The sequence below is a fragment of the Streptomyces boncukensis genome, from assembly GCF_011045075.1.
Lineage (GTDB): Bacteria > Actinomycetota > Actinomycetes > Streptomycetales > Streptomycetaceae > Streptomyces > Streptomyces boncukensis.
This window is the reverse complement of record NZ_JAAKZZ010000801.1, coordinates 1-2265: the sequence shown is the minus strand read 5'-3', so window position 1 is coordinate 2265 and position 2265 is coordinate 1. Positions and strand designations below refer to the sequence as shown.

The window sequence follows — 2265 nt, the reverse complement described above, 5'->3', positions numbered from 1 at the left end:
GGGGTACGGAGGGGGAACCATGCGTAAACAACTCGTGCTGGTGTCGACCAACTACGCGCCGGAACCGGCGGGAATCGGGCCGTACGCGACCCAGATCGCCGAACACTGGGCGGGGCGCGGCGATCTGGACGTGCATGTGCTCGCCGGGATGCCGCACTATCCCGCATGGCGCGTGCACCCCGCGTACGCGGGCAGGTGGGCGGCGCACGAGCGGCGCGGGGGTGTGCGGGTGTACCGAAGACGCCACTGGGTGCCCAGCAGGCAGAGCGCCGTGCACCGGGCGCTGTACGAGGCGTCGATCCTGGCCCACGGCGTGCTGGCCCCGCCGCGCGCCGGACGCCCGGCCGACGCCGTCGTCGCACAACTGCCCAGCCTCGCGGGCGGGGTGCTCGCCGCCCGGCTCGCGCGCCGGGCCCGCGCGCCCTTCGTCCCCGTGGTGCAGGACCTGATGGGCGCCGCCGCGGCGCAGAGCGGCATCAGCGGCGGGGGCCGGGCCGCCGCGCTGGCCGCCTCCGTCGAGCGCCGGGTGCTCGGCTCCGCCACGCTCGTGGGCGTCATCCACGAGACCTTCACCGAGCGGGTGCGCGCGCTGGGCGTCCCCCGCGAGCGGATCCGGGTGGTGCCCAACTGGTCGCACATTCCCGCCCCGTGCCGGGACCGTGCCGAGACCCGGCGGCGGCTCGGCTGGCCGGACGGCGCCGCCGTCGTGCTGCACTCCGGGAACATGGGGCTCAAGCAGGGCCTGGAGGTGCTGGTCGAAGCGGCCCGGCGGGCGCCCGCGCTGCGGGTGGTGCTGATGGGCGACGGCAGCCAGCGCGAGCGGCTGCGCGCCCTGGCGGACCCGCTGCCCAACGTCGACCTGCTGCCGCCCGCCGCCGAGGCGGACTTCCCCGAGGTGCTGGCCGCCGCGGATGTGCTGGCCGTCACCCAGCGCGCCTCGGTGCTCGACATGAGCGTCCCCTCCAAGCTCACCTCGTACTTCGCCGCCGGGCGGCCCGTGATCGCCTCCGTCGCCCCGGACGGCGGCACGGCGGGGGAGATACGCCGCTCCGGCGCCGGGGAGCTGGTGCCCCCCGAGGACCCCCGCGCCCTGGCCGACGGCGTCCTCGCCCTCGCCGCCGACCCGGCCCGCGCCGGCGCGCTGGGCACCGCAGGACGCGACTACGCCGAGCGCCATCTCGGCCGCGCCGCGGGCCTGGCCCGCTACGACGACCTCCTCGCGGAAGCGCTGGCTCACGGCCCGGCGCACGCGCGTACCCGGCCCACCATGTGCGCCCCTCGGGGGCGCGGCGGAGCAGCGGGCGCCGCCCCCGGGGTGGCCGGATGAGCACCGCGGAGGTCGCCCCGTACGACGAACCCGACCTGCTGCGCGACCAGTTCCGCCAGCTTCTCCGCTACCGCCTGCTGATCGCCGCCGGAGTGCTGCTCGGCCTGCTGGGCGGCGGCTGGCTCGGCTACCGCAGCACCGGCTCGTACGCCGCCGCCACCGAGGTCAGCGTCCAGCAGCTCGCCACCGGCACGCCCGCCGAGGAGCGGGCGCGCGGCGAGATCAGCATGGGCTCCGAGCGGCGCACCGCGCTCAGCACCGTCGTCGCCGAGCGCGCGGCGAAGGAGCTGAAGTCCCGTACGGCGCCGGCGAAGCTGGACGACGGCCTGCAGGTCACCAACCCGCCCGAGACGCAGATCCTCCGCTTCTCCTACACCGCCTCCGGGCCCGGCGAGGCCGCCCGCCGCGCCAACGCCTTCGCGCAGGCGTACCTCGACAGCCGCCAGGCGGACGCCGAGGAGAGCATCGACCGCAGCATCAAGGCGTACGCGAAGCAGCGCAAGCCGCTCGTCAAGGAACGGGACCGGCTCGCCGACCAGATCGCCTCGGCCGGCGACCGGGGCGGGCTCGACGGCGCCGTCTCCGCGCACTCATCGGCGGTCAGCCGCATCGCCGAGATCGACGGCAGCGTCAGCCGGCTGCGCGCGACGGACACCACGCCCGGCCGCGTCGTCACCCGCGCGACCCCGCCGGGCGCGCCCTCGGGCCCGGGGCTGCCGCTGCTGCTGGGCCTCGGCGCGGCCGTGGGCATCGGGCTCGGGCTGCTGGCCGCGTGGGTGCGGCTCGTCTTCGACCCGTCCGTGCGCACCCCCGGCGACGTCGTACGCACGCTGCACGCGCCGGTGCTGGGCACCCTGCCCCGCACCCGGCGCGGCGGGGGCAGGCGCGGCGGGGGCGGCAAGCTCGGCAATCTCGGCAAACGCGGCAAGCGCGAGCAG

General features: G+C 77.2%; 1 protein-coding gene and 1 pseudogene. Both read left to right on the top strand.

The genetic code is table 11. The annotated features are described in order from the left end of the window. The first annotated feature begins 19 nt into the window (after positions 1-19). Entirely contained in the window at positions 20-1327 is a 1308-nt protein-coding gene (locus G5C65_RS35770) for a glycosyltransferase (protein ID WP_165303217.1), read from the top strand. Beyond that, positions 1324-2265 (top strand): annotated as a pseudogene (locus G5C65_RS35765) (lipopolysaccharide biosynthesis protein); the annotation flags it as partial. The gene G5C65_RS35770 and the pseudogene G5C65_RS35765, both read left to right, overlap by 4 nt.

Bases quoted from the DNA above. Each gene is read 5' to 3' on its own strand.
- G5C65_RS35770 (WP_165303217.1), top strand. From the start codon at position 20: ATGCGTAAACAACTCGTGCTGGTGTCGACCAACTACGCGCCGGAACCG.